At 41.5% G+C, this 15,171-nt stretch carries 16 protein-coding genes and 1 pseudogene; 10 read left to right on the top strand and 7 right to left on the bottom strand.

Going from position 1 to position 15,171, the window contains the following annotated elements:
* Positions 1-33: 33 nt before the first annotated feature.
* The 3 genes from gloA2 (at position 34) to hslU (ending at position 2,538) form a co-directional block, all read left to right on the top strand.
* A complete protein-coding gene (gloA2, locus tag KH943_RS01590) occupies positions 34-438 on the top strand; it encodes an SMU1112c/YaeR family gloxylase I-like metalloprotein (protein ID WP_304106661.1) in 405 nt (134 codons plus the stop codon).
* Positions 439-548: 110 nt separating this feature from the next.
* Positions 549-1,070 (top strand): ATP-dependent protease subunit HslV, encoded by a 522-nt coding sequence (gene hslV / locus KH943_RS01585; protein ID WP_005708936.1) that lies wholly within the window; start codon positions 549-551, stop codon positions 1,068-1,070.
* A gap of 142 nt (positions 1,071-1,212) precedes the next feature.
* The gene (gene hslU / locus KH943_RS01580) at positions 1,213-2,538 is read left to right on the top strand and encodes an HslU--HslV peptidase ATPase subunit (protein ID WP_192574250.1); all 1,326 of its coding nucleotides are present in this window, start codon (positions 1,213-1,215) and stop codon (positions 2,536-2,538) included.
* A gap of 56 nt (positions 2,539-2,594) precedes the next feature.
* On the opposite strand, the gene KH943_RS01575 is transcribed toward hslU, so the two are convergent.
* The 6 genes from KH943_RS01575 to azlC all read right to left on the bottom strand — a co-directional run bounded on the left by KH943_RS01575 (position 2,595) and on the right by azlC (position 7,403).
* Positions 2,595-3,548, bottom strand: a complete 954-nt coding sequence (locus KH943_RS01575; protein ID WP_304106656.1) for a hypothetical protein — start codon at positions 3,546-3,548, stop codon at positions 2,595-2,597.
* A 95-nt stretch (positions 3,549-3,643) separates the two neighbouring features.
* Entirely contained in the window at positions 3,644-4,174 is a 531-nt protein-coding gene (gene hemG / locus KH943_RS01570; protein WP_304106654.1) for a menaquinone-dependent protoporphyrinogen IX dehydrogenase, read from the bottom strand.
* Between the two features lie 2 nt (positions 4,175-4,176).
* Positions 4,177-5,640 carry a TrkH family potassium uptake protein gene (locus KH943_RS01565; protein ID WP_304106652.1) on the bottom strand — a complete coding sequence of 488 codons (1,464 nt, stop codon included), beginning with the start codon at positions 5,638-5,640 and terminating at the stop codon, positions 4,177-4,179.
* Positions 5,641-5,644: 4 nt separating this feature from the next.
* Complete coding sequence (locus KH943_RS01560) at positions 5,645-6,253, bottom strand: YigZ family protein (protein ID WP_304106651.1); 609 nt, start codon at positions 6,251-6,253, stop codon at positions 5,645-5,647.
* A 71-nt stretch (positions 6,254-6,324) separates the two neighbouring features.
* Positions 6,325-6,654 (bottom strand): branched-chain amino acid transporter permease, encoded by a 330-nt coding sequence (locus KH943_RS01555; RefSeq protein WP_304106649.1) that lies wholly within the window; start codon positions 6,652-6,654, stop codon positions 6,325-6,327.
* A complete protein-coding gene (gene azlC / locus KH943_RS01550) occupies positions 6,651-7,403 on the bottom strand; it encodes an azaleucine resistance protein AzlC (RefSeq protein ID WP_304106647.1) in 753 nt (250 codons plus the stop codon). The genes KH943_RS01555 and azlC overlap by 4 nt, the downstream gene beginning before the upstream one ends.
* A 210-nt stretch (positions 7,404-7,613) precedes the next feature.
* On the opposite strand from azlC, the gene prmA reads away from it, so the two are divergent.
* Positions 7,614-8,495, top strand: a complete 882-nt coding sequence (prmA, locus tag KH943_RS01545) for a 50S ribosomal protein L11 methyltransferase (RefSeq protein ID WP_304106645.1) — start codon at positions 7,614-7,616, stop codon at positions 8,493-8,495.
* A gap of 59 nt (positions 8,496-8,554) precedes the next feature.
* On the opposite strand, the gene KH943_RS01540 is transcribed toward prmA, so the two are convergent.
* Positions 8,555-8,989 (bottom strand): helix-turn-helix domain-containing protein, encoded by a 435-nt coding sequence (locus tag KH943_RS01540; protein ID WP_304106643.1) that lies wholly within the window; start codon positions 8,987-8,989, stop codon positions 8,555-8,557.
* 133 nt (positions 8,990-9,122) lie between these two features.
* On the opposite strand from KH943_RS01540, the gene KH943_RS01535 reads away from it, so the two are divergent.
* The 6 genes and pseudogenes from KH943_RS01535 to KH943_RS01510 all read left to right on the top strand — a co-directional run.
* The gene (locus KH943_RS01535; RefSeq protein ID WP_304106641.1) at positions 9,123-10,454 is read left to right on the top strand and encodes a factor H binding protein domain-containing protein; all 1,332 of its coding nucleotides are present in this window, start codon (positions 9,123-9,125) and stop codon (positions 10,452-10,454) included.
* A 144-nt stretch (positions 10,455-10,598) separates the two neighbouring features.
* The gene (gene rsfS, locus KH943_RS01530; RefSeq protein WP_304106639.1) at positions 10,599-10,913 is read left to right on the top strand and encodes a ribosome silencing factor; all 315 of its coding nucleotides are present in this window, start codon (positions 10,599-10,601) and stop codon (positions 10,911-10,913) included.
* 3 nt (positions 10,914-10,916) lie between these two features.
* Complete coding sequence (gene rlmH / locus KH943_RS01525) at positions 10,917-11,384, top strand: 23S rRNA (pseudouridine(1915)-N(3))-methyltransferase RlmH (RefSeq protein WP_304106637.1); 468 nt, start codon at positions 10,917-10,919, stop codon at positions 11,382-11,384.
* 48 nt (positions 11,385-11,432) lie between these two features.
* Positions 11,433-13,415: a penicillin-binding protein 2 gene (gene mrdA / locus KH943_RS01520; protein WP_304106635.1), complete on the top strand. Its 1,983-nt coding sequence runs from the start codon at positions 11,433-11,435 to the stop codon at positions 13,413-13,415.
* Positions 13,408-14,535 carry a rod shape-determining protein RodA gene (rodA, locus tag KH943_RS01515; RefSeq protein ID WP_304106633.1) on the top strand — a complete coding sequence of 376 codons (1,128 nt, stop codon included), beginning with the start codon at positions 13,408-13,410 and terminating at the stop codon, positions 14,533-14,535. Before mrdA ends, rodA begins: the two co-directional genes overlap by 8 nt.
* Positions 14,536-14,764: 229 nt before the next feature.
* Positions 14,765-15,073: pseudogene (locus tag KH943_RS01510) on the top strand (septal ring lytic transglycosylase RlpA family protein); the annotation flags it as partial.
* Between the last annotated feature and the right edge of the window lie 98 nt (positions 15,074-15,171).

The following is a 15,171-nucleotide window of genomic DNA, read 5'->3' as shown; positions in this document are numbered from 1 at the left end:
TGCAAGCGGTTAAATTTCTCAAAAGGTTTACAAATGACAACACCGATTTTAGGCTTCCACCATGTTGCCATCATTGCCAGCAATTACGAAAAATCTAAGTATTTTTACACCACTATTTTAGGTGCGAAAATTATTGAAGAAACCTACCGAGCCGAACGTCAAAGCTACAAGCTCGATTTAAAATTTGCCGATGGGTCGCAGATTGAACTATTCAGCTTCCCCAATCCGCCCGCTCGTCCTACCACGCCTGAAGCCTGTGGCTTACGGCACTTGGCATTTCGGGTAAAAAACGTAGAACAAGCGGTTGCATTCTTGGCAAGTTTTGCAACTGAATGTGAACCTGTTCGCGTGGACGAACTCACGGGCAAACGTTTTACGTTTTTTAGAGATCCTGATGGATTGCCGTTGGAGTTTTATGAGATAGAAGAAATTAACTAAGTTGCAAGTTTTCCGCAAAACGCTATGAAAATCTCACCGCTTGCTATTGAAAAGCGGTCAATCCTCCCCAATCTAGTGGGGAGTTTTTTACCAAAAATAAAGGATCAACAATGACAACGATTGTATGTGTTCGTAAAGATGGCAAAGTGGCGATCGGTGGTGATGGTCAGGCAACATTAGGCAACTGTGTAGAAAAAGGCACTGTGCGTAAAGTTCGCCGTTTATACAAAGATAAAGTCGTTACGGGCTTTGCAGGTTCAACAGCTGATGCATTTATTTTGCGTGATTTGTTTGAGAAAAAATTAGAACTGCACCAAGGGCATTTAGTGAAATCTGCCGTTGAATTGGCAAAAGAGTGGCGCACAGAACGTTCACTTCGCAAATTAGAAGCGATGATGATTGTGGCAAATGAAAGTGAATTTTTGCTCGTGTCGGGCTCTGGTGATGTGATTGAGCCAGAATTTGATGTATTAGCTATCGGTTCTGGCGGTAACTATGCCAAATCGGCAGCATTAGCCTTATTAAGAACAGAAAATAATCTGACCGCAAAAGAAATCGTTGCCGAGGCACTGAAAATTGCGGGCGATATTGATATTTACTCAAATCACAATCACGTTATCGAAGAAGTGTAAAAAAGTCCCCCTCTTTAGAAAAGAGGGGTTAGGGGAGATTTGAAACGATCTTCCCTTTACAAAAATTAGCGAAAAAATCACCGCTTGTAACAAATCTTCCCCAGCCCCTCATAAGTAAATAGGGGCGTTTTTCAAGGAATAAATTATGTCAATGACCCCTCGTGAAATCGTCTCAGAATTAGACGCACATATTATCGGACAAACAGAAGCTAAACGTGCGGTGGCAATCGCATTACGTAATCGCTGGCGCCGTATGCAGTTACCAGAAGAGCTACGCCAAGAAGTAACACCAAAAAACATTTTAATGATTGGACCAACAGGCGTGGGTAAAACTGAAATTGCTCGCCGTTTAGCAAAATTAGCTAATGCGCCATTTATTAAAGTCGAAGCCACGAAATTTACCGAAGTGGGTTACGTGGGTAAAGAAGTGGAGTCGATTATTAAAGACTTAACTGATGTTGCAGTCAAATTAGTGAAATCGCAAGCGGTAGAGAAAAACCGTATGCGTGCACAAGATGCAGCAGAAGATCGCATTTTAGATGTATTGTTACCACCAGCGAAAGATCAGTGGGGTAACGTACAAGAATCTGATAACACGTCAACTCGCCAAATTTTCCGTAAAAAATTACGTGAAGGTCAGCTTGATGACAAAGAGATCGAAATTGATGTAGCCGCACAAGTGAGTGTGGAAATTATGACGCCACCAGGTATGGAAGATATGACTTCTCAGCTGCAATCTCTATTTGAAGGGATGTCGCCAAACAAAACGAAAAAACGCAAAATGAAAATTAAAGATGCGTTAAAAGTGATGTTAGATGAAGAAGCGGCAAAATTAGTCAATCCTGAAGAGTTGAAACAACAAGCGATTGAAGCAGTTGAACAACACGGTATCGTATTTATTGATGAGATCGATAAAATCTGCAAAAAAGGTGAACACTCTGGTGGTGATGTCTCTCGTGAAGGGGTTCAACGTGATTTACTGCCAATTATCGAAGGCTCAACGGTAAACACTAAGCATGGCATGGTGAAAACCGACCATATTCTCTTTATCTGTTCAGGTGCATTCCAAGTGGCTCGCCCATCAGATTTATTGCCAGAATTGCAAGGTCGTTTACCAATTCGTGTAGAACTCAAATCGCTTACCAAAGATGATTTTGAACGTATCTTAACTGAGCCAAATGCTTCGCTGACTCTCCAATATCGTGAGTTAATGAAAACCGAAGGGGTAGAAGTAGAATTTACCCAAGATGGTATTAGCAAAATTGCCGAATCCGCTTTCCGCGTGAATGAAAAAACCGAAAACATCGGCGCCCGTCGTTTACACACGGTATTAGAACGCTTAATGGACGGTATTTCATTTGATGCAAATGAACGCAGTGGCGAAAAAATTGTGATCGATGAAAATTACGTTTCAACTGCATTAAATGATGTGGTGGAAAATGAGGATTTGAGTCGGTTTATTCTGTAATAATAAAAAATCGGTCAAACAGATTTAGTGTCGTTTGACCGATTTTTATATATGTCTTAAAAAATAGCTTCCAATCGAACAAATGCATTAGGATAATGCTTACGCTGATTATCTTTATTATTATAGAAGCTGAGTTCAGGTTGAATAAAAATCCATTTTCGGAGAATAGGTTGACGATATGTCACAAAAGGTCCCCAAGCGTTTAATCTAGAACGATTTTTATCAAAAAAACCACCAACAACTACCCCATAGCTTAATGTTTTATCACCGATAAAAGCGTGTTGGCGATACAAACTATTGCCCCATCCCGTTTCTTCATCCTTATTATGAATATATTGTAAGAATGTGTGATTCATAATAAAGGTATTCTCACTATCTTGATATTTATTCTCAAAGTTAGTTCTAAGATAGTGGCGACTTTTTGAACCATAGCGGTAGATTTGCTCAAGGCGAGTGCTAAATTGTTCCGTCCACTCTTTCTTTTTACTTATTCTTAAACGCCCAAATAGATCGCCTATTGAGCGTAGACCGATATCAAAATCGGTTTTAATGCCCAATGATTTTGCTCCATTTGACCAACGTAAAGCGATAGACGCATTATCATTTCTTGTTTGGCGAGAATCATAATTACGATTCCGTTCTAAATTATCGTAGTTTTGCCCAACTTTTAGCTTATCACGGGATTGGTTATCAATATCCTCATCCCCAAATACCACTTTCAAATGTTTTTTTAAAATAGGTAACTTGATTTTACCTCGCAAACGAGGTTTATAACTAAATCCATTGTACCGATTCCACTCCATATCCATCATTACACGTAGCCCTGCTGATGCAGGTTGATTAGGATCAGTCTCATCTAGCCAATCATTAATACTATTTGACCATTTATGCAAAGTTCTTTTAAAGTTTGAATGTTGTTGATCCACCCAACTATTTTCAACCTCCTCTGCATAAGCCGAAAAGCTCAAAAAAATCGCCACTGTAGAGAAAAAATAATGGAGTTTGTTCATTATGAATACTCTTGTATAGGGAAATACTGCTTAGATAATAATCCAAAATAACTAAAGGTTCAAAAGGATTAGGCAAAAAAGCGGTCGGATCTGCATTATTTTACACCCAAATCCAACAGCTTCCCGAACTGTTCCACCTGAGCCCAATCGGTAAATTCATACTCTTTGCTAGCATCTGTTTCGCCTTTAGTCAGCTTCATAATGAACTGAATCATCACGCGATCAAAGAATTTATAACGTGGGTAAAGCAACGCACCAGCAATCACTTCCACATGGTTTGGCTGCCATGCAATTTTAGCAAGGAATTTTCGCACGTAAGTGTTGCTCTCTGCCGTTTTGCGGTTTGGTTTACGAGCGGTTAAATTTACACTGAAAAATGCAGATTTCTTCTGATTTAACACCACTTGGTGTTCAGCCACAAACTGATACACCAGCGGATTAAAATGACCATAGCGAATTGATGCTCCAATCACAATCTGGTTGGCATTTGCTAATTTTTCAGCAAAATCGACCGCTTGATCTTGCAGGGAAATCACTTCCACTTCGTGGCTGATTTGCTCGGCAAGTTTGTCGGCAATCTTTTTGGTTTGACCATCGGTCGTAAAATATAAAATTAGGGTTTTCATTATTAATCTTTCCAAAAAACAGGGCTTAAAATCACAAGTAAAGTGAACACTTCCAACCGTCCACACACCATCGCAAAAGTCATTACCCATTTGGCACTATCGGGGACTTGACTTACACTGCCTAATGCAAACCCATTGTTCAAGCAGCCTAATACCGCATTAAAAGCATCAAAAGACTGCATTCCGCAAAAAATCGCCATCAGCCAACAAAGAATAAAGACGAAAATATAAGCGGAGAAAAATGCCCAAATTCCCTCTTCAATACGGTTAGAAAGCACCGATTTACCGAGTTTAATTGGCTTAATCGCATTCGGATGAACGAAGCGATGTATTTCTCGGTTCATTTGTAAATAAAGCAACAACACGCGAATAACTTTCAAACCGCCACCCGTTGAACCCGCACAGCCACCGATAAAGGTAGATAGAATCAGCAGCATAGGTAAAAACGACGGCCATTGGGTAAAATCGGTTACGCCAAAACCTCCAGTGGTAGAAACGGATACCGATTCAAATAATACTTGATCAAGCGTAATGTTGGTGTGAGTAAAATATTGGTGTAAGCTCAACACCAACACACAAATCACAAACAAAGCAATTTGGATAAATATAAACGAACGGAATTCATAATCACGCCAATAAAGGCGTTGCAATACAGTGATTTTGCGTTTCTCTTTCGGATCTTTCAACTGGCTAAACAGCGTAATATGCAGAGCGAAGTTACACGAAGAAATTAGTAGGAAAAATACTGTAATGTAGTTAATCGTGGTACTATTAAAGTAGCCAATACTTGCATCGTGGGTAGAAAATCCACCAATGGAAATGTTTGCAAAACTGTGAGAAATAGCATCAAAAGGAGTCATCCCTGCTAGCCAATAGGCTAAACCGCACAAAATAGTAATCAAAAAATAGATTTGCCACAGCATTTTTGCTGTTTCCGCAATTCGCGGCTGCATTTTCTCATCTTTAAAAGGACCAGTCATTTCTGCTCGATAGAGTTTACCCGATCCCATCATCGGAATAATTGCAACCGCAAGCACGATAATTCCCATTCCACCTAGCCATTGCAAAAATTGGCGGTAGAATAAAATCGCTTTCGGTAAATCATCTAGCCCAGTGATGACAGTTGCTCCTGTGGTGGTAAGCCCTGAAAAAGATTCAAAAATCGACTCACTGAAATTCAAATCTGGGTGTTCTAACAGGATAAACGGCACAGCCCCAAGGCTGCCCAATACGATCCAGAATAGCACTACAATCAGGAATCCCTCGCGGGAGCGTAATTGATCTTTGTAATCTCGACAGAACCACCAAAGCGTTGCCCCTACTGCAAACGTAAGCACAAAGGATTCTAAGAACTCACGTCCACCGCCATCGCCGTAAATCAAGGCAACTACCGCAGGCAACAACATCGTGAGCGAAAAGCTCATTACTAACACGCCAACAATGCGAATAATCGTTAAAAACTGCACCTTATTACTCTTCTTTCTCTAACACTAACCGCCCCGCAAAACGTTGCGTAAGCGAGTCTTGAATTTGCTCAACTTGAGCAGGATTTACCGCCCAACGAAGTACGATTTTCTCACTAAATTGCTGTTCAAGTATCTCAATATCCCAATCTTGCAACAAGTGACTGATCGTATTAAATTGTTCATATTCACACTGCAAGCGGTAATTTTCTCGCAATACTTTACGAGCTGTTTCAAGTTTCTGCAGTGCCTGTTGCACACCATTACCATAAGCCTTAACTAACCCGCCTGTACCCAGTAAAATACCACCATAATAACGCACTACCACAGCAGTAATTTCGCCCAAGCCTGAACCAAGCAAATAACTTAACATCGGCTTTCCTGCTGTGCCAGAAGGCTCGCCATCGTCCGAAAAACCGTATTGTTGCGAGTCTGTAGGCATTCCTGCTACCGTTGCCCAACACCAATGGCGAGCAGACGGATGCAAGGCTTTTATCTCCGCTAAAAATGCCTTGGATTGCTCCATTCCTTCCGTGTGGCGAAGGTAGGTTATAAATCGGCTTTTTTTGATCTCTTCCTCAAAAATCGCCTCCGATTTCGGGATAAAAAATTCCATTCTGTTCTCTTATTGCAACAAATTGGGCGTATTTTAGCAAAAAATGTAAAGGATGTTGTTGGGATGTACGATTAAACAAAGACCTGCTGCACTAACACCATATAAAACAGTGTGCCGACGGAAATGGAGAGAAACATATTCTTCTTCCAGAAGTGTAGCACCAATACTAATGCTCCTGCGATAAAGTCGGGCAAGCCACGGTGTCCTGCGAAAATATCAATATTTTTGTAGCAGTAAATCACTAACATTCCAAACATTGCAGCAGGCAGCACTTTGCCGAGGTAGCGGATATATTCGGGAATCGGGCGGTTGGCGGGGAAAACCCAAAACGGCACCAAGCGGGTGATTTGCACCGCTAAAACGCAAAGTCCGATGGTAATGATGTGTTTGGTAACAGTCATTTGCTCTCCCCCAATTTTACCGTTTCAAGTTTTCTTGCTAGTTGCGGGCGACGTAGGGTTAAAATTACCCAAATACCAATCAATGTTGGGATTAAGAAATGTTCTTTCCCAACCACAATCAGCGATACAAACGCGATACCTAAGCCGAGCAACGAGCTTTCGTGCGATTTTTCTTTCAGCCAATTTTCCGCAAAAATGACTAAGAATAGAGCGGTCATCGCAAATTCTACGCCTGCTAAATTCACAGGCAACATACCGCCGAATAGGTTACCGAGTGTTGCACCGATGACCCAATATAAATGTAAGTAGAAAGTCACGAAGAACATATACCAGCCTTTGTCGATGCCTGCAGGGATTTGTGCCATATAGTTGAGCGAGAAGGATTCATCGACCAGCCCGCTAATCAAATACCACCGTTTTTTGCCAAGATGTGCACCGTATTTTTCCAGCATTGAGATGGCGTAGAAAATCTGGCGACCGCTCACCATCAAAGCAATTAGAAATACGCTTAACGGCGAAAAGGAGGCGATTAACGCACCTGCGGCGATAAATTCGACCGAGCCTGCGTAGATGAGGAGTGCCATCAGCATAGGATATAACACACCAAAGCCGATTGCTTTCATATAAACCCCGTAGGCGATACCTAAAAAGAGAAAACCTGCGATCATCGGTGCACTATAAGGCAATGCTGCTTTCGCAGCAGCTTTTATGCGTTCTCCACGAGAAAGTTCAAGAGTTGTAGATTGCATAAGATTTTTTGGAGTGAAAATGAAGTGAAATATGATACACGAAAATAGTTTTGGGTGTAATGTGTTCGTATCGTTTAGGCAGAAAGTCCATTATAATATAAGCATTTTATTATTAAGGGATATAAATGCTTCAGGAACTCTCTCTCCTTGTGGAGAAAGAGGGATAAAAGACGAGGCAAAATTTTCCTTTCTCATCTTAAGGAACACAAAATGGCGTGGGTACAAATTCGTTTAAATAGTACAGATAAACAAGCTGAGCAAATCAGCGATTTTTTAACCGAGATTGGGGCTGTGTCGGTGACTTTTATGGATAGTCAAGATACCCCGATTTTTGAGCCGCTTCCAGGCGAAACCCGTTTATGGGGCAACACTGATGTAGTCGGTTTATTCGATGCGGAAACCGATATGAGTGTGATTGTCGAGGCGTTGATTATCAGCCGTTTGGTCGCACCAGATTTTGCACACAAAATCGAGCAAATTGAAGATAAAGATTGGGAACGCGAGTGGATGGATAATTTCCACCCAATGCAGTTCGGTAAACGCTTGTGGATCTGCCCAAGCTGGCGTGAAGTGCCAGATCCGAATGCGGTGAACGTGATGTTAGACCCAGGTTTGGCGTTCGGCACAGGCACGCACCCAACCACAGCACTCTGCTTGCAATGGCTAGATGGCTTAGATTTAACGGGTAAAACGGTGATTGATTTCGGCTGTGGTTCGGGCATTCTCGCTATTGCTGCACTGAAATTGGGGGCGAAACGTGCGATTGGTATCGATATCGATCCGCAAGCGATTTTGGCTTCGACCAACAATGCTGAAGCGAATGGTGTAGAGGATCGCCTAGAGTTGTTCTTAGCCAAAGATCAGCCAGCAGATTTACAAGCCGATGTGGTGGTAGCGAACATTTTGGCAGGGCCGCTGAAGGAGTTAGCACCGAATATCATCACATTGGTGAAACCGCAAGGAGATTTAGGTTTGTCAGGTATTTTAGCCTCGCAAGCCGAATCGGTTTGCGAAGCGTATGCTCATGATTTCAACCTCGATCCTGTGGTGGAAAAAGAAGAGTGGTGCCGTATTACGGGAGTGAAAAAATAATGAAACAAGCGGTGGAATTTGTATTTTATTTTACAAATTCCACCGCTTGTATAAAAAAATTATGCTTTATATTTTCTTAATAATTCAATTTCTCTTTCTAGTCCCTTAATCACCTTTTCTTGCTGGGCTAATAGAGCCTCTTTGCTAGTTAATAATTCATCCTTATGCTTTAACATTAATTGCAATTGTTGAATCATTTTTTCTAAATTTTCATCGCCTACAGCAAATAAAAAATGGTTTGCATTATTTGAATTTATAGAATCATTTGAAGAATTATTAAAATGAACTTTTTCACTTTCACCAAAAGAGAGTAATTCACAAATATCCATATCAAATACTTCAGAAATTTGCTCTAAACGAGGTAAATTAGAACGCACAAGCCCACGTTCAATTTTTGCGTACCCCGTTACTGACATACCTAATTTCTCTGCCATATTTTCTTGTGATAAGTGATGTTGTTCTCGTAACTGACGGATCTTTTCATTAATTTTCATGCTCCATCCTCTCAAATTTAATAATGACCCTAATAAGGTCGGTTGCCGTAACTGGTGGTTAGTTGTACATAATTTCGATTCAAATTATAGTTCTTTTAAATTTTTTCTCCTACTTTTATTTATCGAGGTCTCTATGAAACTAAGAAATGTAACCCTTGCAGCAGCACTTTTAGCCGTATTAACAGGTTGTGGAAGTAGTGGTGGCAGTTCAAACACACCAAACACTAATCAACCAACCGCTCAAAATGAGCAAGCTCGTCAGCAAGTAACTGATGCTAAGAAAGCTGAAAAAACTAGCAAAGCCGAAGAAGTACGTAAAGCTGAAGAAGCACGCAAAGCCGAAGAAGTACGCAAAGCCGAAGAAGCACGCAAAGTGGAAGAAGCTCGCAAAGCAGAAGAAGTACGTAAAGCTGAAGAAGCACGTAAAGCTGAAGAAGTGCGTAAAGCAGAAGAGGCAGTAACATTGAAAAAAACAGAATTATTTGATATTGCAAAAAGTATCGGGCTACCCGATAACATTGCGAATGAATATGCAGAAAGATTTTCAAAAAATCCAGAGCAGTTAATGGGTGGTGGCACAAGTGAAAGTTATTTAAGAAGTGTTTATTTATCTGACTATTTAAAAACGCTTGCTACAAATGAAGGGCTTTCTGAAAGTGAAACAAATCAAGTTATTAGTACGGTGAATTCAAACTGGAGTGAATCAACTAATGCTGTGGAAAATGCACAACAAGAAATCCAAACAATCAAACAAAACAGAGCTAAAAAAGAAACATTAATTCAGCTTGCTACTCAAGCGGGAATTATTGATACAGAGAAATTCGCTAACGATAATTTAAATAATGACGAGCAAACTGTTCAAGCAAATTTAGATACAGAAATCATTAAACAGGCGAAAGGTAATTATAATGATGTAGAAAAAAATAAAGTTGTAGCAGCAAGTATTGGGCGTCAAGCAAACACAATTTTTTCTACAACAGGTATTACCCAAAATAATTATGAAAAAGGTACGCTCGTTTATAATCAACAATACTCTATTGTAACGGGAGATTATCAAAACGGAACTCAAACCATTAATGGTACATCTTACCGTATTGATTCAATGACTGTATCAGCTAAAGGTTTGCAAACTAAGGCTGAGGCCATTCCATCAGAAGGCAATGCAACATATACGGGTAAGGCATTTGTATCAGAACGCTATACTGGTGACTTATCATATAAAGTGAATTTCGCAGATAAAAAAGGGTCAGGTTCTATTGATAATTTAGGAAATTATTCTTCAATTCAATTAGAAGAAGGTAACATTAATGGAAATGGCATTTCTGCTACTGCTAGCCAAAACGGCAATGAGGGGGATTATTTATTAAACTTCTTTGGGAAAAATGCTGAAGAGATTGGAGGTAGAGCCAATATTAGCGGTAAAACTATCGGCTTCGGTGGCACCCGCGGTGAAATCCAAAAATAATCTTTAATTCTTAGCTTAAATGCCGTTCAGACGTTGGTTTGAACGGCATTTTTTATATATAAAACTTATAAAGCGATACTTTTCAATCTATGCTAAAATTTCCACCTTTTTGAACAATAACGAAAGAATAACAACGGAAAAACCATGGAACAAAACTTAGTCGAATTTTTAACTAAAACCTTAGATGCTTTAAAAGCACAAGATATTCTGGCGATTGATGTAAAGGGCAAATCGAGCATTACCGAAGCAATGATTATTGCCACAGGTACATCGGTGCGTCACGTGGCTTCAACCGCAGATCGTTTATCTCAAGAGGCAAAACAAGCGGGCTTTGAAGTGTTTGGTGATGAAGGTAAAGCGGTTGCCGATTGGATTGTAGTGGATTTCGGTCAGGCAATTGTGCATTTATTGCAAGCGGATGCCCGTGAAATGTATCAACTTGAGAAACTTTGGGCATAAGCGATGAAAATCCAACTGATTGCGGTCGGCACGAAAATGCCTGATTGGGTGAAAACGGGCTTTGAAGAGTATCAACGCCGTTTCCCGAAAGATATGCCGTTTGAGCTAATTGAAATCCCTGCGGGCAAGCGGGGCAAGAATGCTGACATTAAGCGTATTTTGGAACAAGAAGGCAAGGCGATGTTGGCAGCCGCAGGCAAAGGAAAGGTCGTCACTCTGGATATTCCTGGCAAACCGTGGACAACCGAGCAATTAGCCAGCCAGTTAGAAGTCTGGAAAAACGATGGACGAGATGTATGTTTGTTGATTGGCGGGCCTGAAGGTTTGTCACCAGAGTGTAAACAAGCGGCAGAACAGAGCTGGTCGCTTTCTCCGCTGACTTTGCCTCATCCAATGGTGAGGGTGATTGTGGCGGAAAGTTTATATCGAGCTTGGTCGCTCACGACAAATCATCCGTATCATCGGGAATAATTTTACAAGCGGTCAAATGTTTAAGAAATTCTGCAATCTGAGCAAAATATGTTTGGAAAACTAGCAAAATTAATGTCACCAAAGCCGAATGAAAAGGTGCGAAACGGGCAAGCGGAGAGTAATTTGTTTATCCGCCGTGCGGTTATTGCTTTCATTGGCGTGTTGGCATTAACGGGCGTGTTGCTCGCGAACCTCTACCATCTGCAAATTAGCAGTTATGAAGACTATCAAACACGCTCGAATGGTAACCGTATTAAGTTGTTGCCCGTGCCGCCAACTCGGGGGCTGATTTACGACCGAAATGGGAAGGTGCTTGCCGAAAATATTACTTATTTTGGGCTGTTTATTGTGCCTGAGAAAACGCAAGATTTAGAGCAAACATTGGTTGAGCTAAAAAGCATTGTTGGCTTAACAGATGATGATATTGAGAACTTCCATAAAGAGAAAAAGCGTACTTCGCGTTATACACCGATTTTGCTGAAATCGGATATGAACGAGGAGCAGATAGCACGTTTTGCGGTAAACCAATATCGCTTTCCAAGTTTAGATGTGCAGGCGTATTACAAACGGAATTATCCGTATGGCGAAATGCTCACCCATATTTTGGGATATGTTGCGAAAATCAATGAAAAAGATAAGAAAAAGCTGCAAGAAGACGGGAAATTCGGTAATTATGCAGGTTCACACGATATCGGTAAACTTGGTATTGAGAAATATTATGAAGAGCAACTGCACGGGCAAGCAGGCTTTGAAGAGGTTGAAATTAACAACCGTGGTAAGGTAATCCGCAAGCTTCGTGATCAAGAAGGCGTGGCGGGCAGCTCTTTACGTTTAACCATCGACATTGAGTTGCAACAATATATTCAAGATTTGCTGAAAGAGCAGAAAGGCTCAGTGGTGGTGTTGGATGCTCGAGATAGTAGTGTATTAGCGATGGTGACTAGCCCGAGCTACGATAATAACTTATTCGTGGGTGGTATTTCGGGCAAAGATTACAAAGCCTTGTTGGAAGATCCTGCACGTCCGCTTTACAGCCGTGCAACGCAAGGAACTTACCCGCCAGCCTCTACGGTTAAGCCCTTCTATGCAGTAATGGGCTTAGCAGAAGGAAAAATCACGCCAAATACCACCGTTTTCGACCCTGGTTTTTGGATTTTACCGGGCACAACTCAGCGTTATCGTGACTGGAAGAAATCGGGGCACGGTTCAACGAATGTGAATAAGGCGATTACCGAGTCTTCAGATACCTTTTTCTATCAACTCGCCTACGACACAGGGATCGACAAAATGGCGGAGTGGATGACCAAATTTGGCTTTGGTCAGAAAACGGGTATTGACTTATTTGAGGAGTCGGCTGGCGTTTATCCAACCCGTGATTGGAAACGGGCTCGCTACAAAAAACCGTGGGTGCAAGGCGATACTATCCCTGTTGGGATTGGGCAAGGCTACTGGATTGCCACGCCATTGCAAGTGGCGAAAGCCTTGACTGTGTTGGTCAATAATGGGCGAGTAAATACGCCGCATTTAATGAAAGAGGTGATTCACGCGAATTCAGTTGAGCCGTATAAAGATCCGCTGCTTTACGAGGATATTACGGGCGTGCCAGAACGATTTTGGAACGTGGCGAAACTGGGTATGTATAACGTAATTAACGCAGGTAACGGTACGGGTAAAAAAGCAGGCGGTTCGTTTTACCGTGCAGCGGGGAAATCGGGAACAGCACAGGTATTTAACCTGAAAGGCGGGAAATATGACAAAAATATCTTGAAGAAAGAGCTGCACGACCACGCGTGGTTTATTGCTTATGCGCCTTACGATAATCCCAAAGTAGTGGTTGCTGCCATTTTAGAAAATGCGGGTGGTGGTGGCGCGAATGCAGCACCTGTAGTGCGTCAAGTGATGGATTTTGCCTTAACACATACGTTGAAGAATGAGGGCAATTTGCAACATCCGCCACAAAATTCACCGCTTGTGTCTCCTGTTCTTGCTTCGCCTGTGTCAGAAATGACTGAGGAAAATGTGAATGAGTAACCGATTTAGAAAGGTTTTTTGGAAAGTTTTTTCGCTTGATTTATGGCTCTTACTGGGGCTGTTTGCGATTACAGGCTATGGCTTGTTAGTGCTGTATAGTGCCAGTGGTGGTAGCGAAAAAATGTTCACTAACCGCGTGGTGCAGGTGTCTTTAGGATTGGGCATAATGTTTGTGATGGCGATGATCCCGCCTCGCACCTATAAGCAAATTTCGCCCTATTTGTATGCGGTCACTATCGTAATGCTGGTAATGGTGGATGTGTTTGGGGAAACCAGTAAGGGAGCACAACGCTGGCTGAACTTGGGATTTGTCCGTTTCCAGCCGTCGGAAATTGCGAAATTGGCTGTGCCACTAATGGTGGCGACGTTCTTGAGTAATCGACCACTTCCCCCGAATTTCCGCGACACAGCGATTGCGTTGGCGATTATTGTTTTTCCAACCCTGCTTGTGGCAGCACAGCCCGACTTGGGAACCTCTATTTTGGTTTGTGCGGCAGGGATTTTTGTGCTTTTCCTCGCGGGCTTAAGCTGGAAATTGATTTTTGCGGGTGTGGTCTTTTTGGCGGGTTTTATTCCGATAATGTGGTTTTTTTTGATGCACGATTATCAAAAAATGCGGGTAATGACGCTGATTGACCCTGAGAAAGATCCGCTTGGTGCAGGCTACCATATTATTCAATCTAAAATTGCAATTGGTTCGGGTGGCTTGCATGGTAAGGGGTGGATGGAAGGTACGCAATCCCAGTTGGAGTTTCTGCCAGAGCCGCATACCGACTTTATTTTTGCGGTGTTGAGCGAGGAGCACGGAATGATTGGGGTGTTGATTCTGTTAGGTATTTATCTTTTTATTATTGCACGTGGTTTAATACTTGGGGCGAAGTCAGATAATGCGTTTGGACGCATTCTTTCGGGTGGTACGGCATTGCTCTTTTTTGTATATATTTTCGTAAATATTGGAATGGTGAGTGGCATTTTGCCCGTAGTTGGTGTACCCTTACCGCTGTTTAGCTATGGTGGAACGTCTTATGTGACGTTAATGGCTGCGTTTGGATTGATGATGTCAAGTTATGTACATCGTAAAAAACCACACAGCGACAACCCCTATAACAAGCTAAAATAGTAAGAAAAACAAAGACTTAGTTTACATTATCTTGAAACTTAGGCTTTTGTTTTTGAATAAATTTAATCAAACATTAAACTTTTGCTTTTTTGCGGTATCAAAAAGCATAGACAAGGTCAGTTATCGATTAGATTAACAGCCCCTATTTTCTCAATGAGTAATTATTAGAAAATGGGCAATACAAACATCGTTACAAGCGAAACGATATCAAAATGAGGAATACATACTTATGCGATTAAGTAAAATTGTAACCCTGTTGTTAGCTGGATTCTTCACATTCGGAACATTGAATTCTGTTGCAGCAACTAAACACGCAAAAACGGCGATTGTGTCAAAACAGATAAAGGCACAAGCCAAAAAACAAGCGGTGAAATCCGCACAAAAAAATGCAAAGAAAGCACTTTCTTTAGCAGAAAAGCATAAAGATACGCCACGCACGCATTATCAGTCTGGTATGGCGAGTTATTATGCAGATGAGTTTAACGGTCGTCGCACTGCCAGTGGCGAACGCTTTAATAATGCAGCAATGACGGCGGCAGAGTTTTTTAAACAGCTTTATTATTATACATTTTCCGATATGCCATAGTATCGCAGGAAATAAAATCCACAAATTCGTTTTCAGATACCTTGAGAGAT

It is taken from the genome of Haemophilus parahaemolyticus, assembly GCF_018373095.1.
Lineage (GTDB): Bacteria > Pseudomonadota > Gammaproteobacteria > Enterobacterales > Pasteurellaceae > Haemophilus_A > Haemophilus_A parahaemolyticus_A.
This window is presented reverse-complemented; position numbering and strand designations above follow the sequence as displayed.

Excerpts from the sequence above, each read along its gene's own strand:
- hemG (WP_304106654.1), bottom strand. The coding sequence starts at position 4,174 with ATGAAAACCCTAATTTTATATTTTACGACCGATGGTCAAACCAAAAAG.
- azlC (WP_304106647.1), bottom strand. The coding sequence starts at position 7,403 with ATGCAATCTACAACTCTTGAACTTTCTCGTGGAGAACGCATAAAAGCT.
- gloA2 (WP_304106661.1), top strand. The coding sequence starts at position 34 with ATGACAACACCGATTTTAGGCTTCCACCATGTTGCCATCATTGCCAGC.
- KH943_RS01575 (WP_304106656.1), bottom strand. The coding sequence starts at position 3,548 with ATGAACAAACTCCATTATTTTTTCTCTACAGTGGCGATTTTTTTGAGC.
- prmA (WP_304106645.1), top strand. The coding sequence starts at position 7,614 with ATGGCGTGGGTACAAATTCGTTTAAATAGTACAGATAAACAAGCTGAG.
- hslV (WP_005708936.1), top strand. The coding sequence starts at position 549 with ATGACAACGATTGTATGTGTTCGTAAAGATGGCAAAGTGGCGATCGGT.
- rlmH (WP_304106637.1), top strand. The coding sequence starts at position 10,917 with ATGAAAATCCAACTGATTGCGGTCGGCACGAAAATGCCTGATTGGGTG.
- mrdA (WP_304106635.1), top strand. The coding sequence starts at position 11,433 with ATGTTTGGAAAACTAGCAAAATTAATGTCACCAAAGCCGAATGAAAAG.
- KH943_RS01540 (WP_304106643.1), bottom strand. The coding sequence starts at position 8,989 with ATGAAAATTAATGAAAAGATCCGTCAGTTACGAGAACAACATCACTTA.
- KH943_RS01535 (WP_304106641.1), top strand. The coding sequence starts at position 9,123 with ATGAAACTAAGAAATGTAACCCTTGCAGCAGCACTTTTAGCCGTATTA.
- KH943_RS01555 (WP_304106649.1), bottom strand. The coding sequence starts at position 6,654 with ATGACTGTTACCAAACACATCATTACCATCGGACTTTGCGTTTTAGCG.
- rsfS (WP_304106639.1), top strand. The coding sequence starts at position 10,599 with ATGGAACAAAACTTAGTCGAATTTTTAACTAAAACCTTAGATGCTTTA.
- rodA (WP_304106633.1), top strand. The coding sequence starts at position 13,408 with ATGAGTAACCGATTTAGAAAGGTTTTTTGGAAAGTTTTTTCGCTTGAT.
- KH943_RS01560 (WP_304106651.1), bottom strand. The coding sequence starts at position 6,253 with ATGGAATTTTTTATCCCGAAATCGGAGGCGATTTTTGAGGAAGAGATC.